Source organism: Aeromonas sp. Prich7-2, from assembly GCF_017939255.1.
In the GTDB taxonomy this organism is placed as follows: Bacteria; Pseudomonadota; Gammaproteobacteria; order Enterobacterales; family Aeromonadaceae; genus Aeromonas; species Aeromonas caviae.
On the sequence record NZ_JAGKRI010000275.1, the window covers coordinates 1 to 487 of the forward strand.

At 64.7% G+C, this 487-nt stretch carries 1 protein-coding gene; it reads right to left on the minus strand.

What is annotated here, in order from left to right:
* Positions 1 to 487: transposase (locus tag J9892_RS21610; RefSeq protein WP_210538969.1), on the minus strand; the 487-nt coding region annotated here is incomplete at both ends.

Genomic DNA, 487 nt, shown 5'->3' on the forward strand with positions numbered 1-487 from the left:
CGAGATTGCGGGCCACGTGGGCCCAGCACAGTTGCCGCTGGTCGGCGTCGATAAACCGGTAGCCGGCGTACTGGTCGGTCACCAGCACCCCGTCAAACTCGGCGCCCAGCAGCCGCTTGGCCGCCTCCTGACCACGGCCATAGGCCGTCATGAAGCAGACGGCTATCTTGCTCAGCGCCAGCCACATCCAGCGGCGCTCTCCACCCCGCTGATGCCGGGTCTCATCGGCATGAACGTGGGTGGCCGTCTGCACCTGCTGCTTGATGGCCTGGTAGGTCGGGGTGAGCATGGCACTCACCCGCCCCTGCGCCTCACTGATGGCGCCCCGGCTAAAACTCAGGCCGAAATGCTGTTTGAGCTGCTGCTGTATCTGGCTGACGCTCTGGTGAAACTGGCCGCTTTGCAGCGCGATGTAGCTGAGCAGATTGGCCCCCATCTGGCTGCTGCTGACGTTGTCTGGCAGTGCGGCCTGGGTCGTGCCGATACA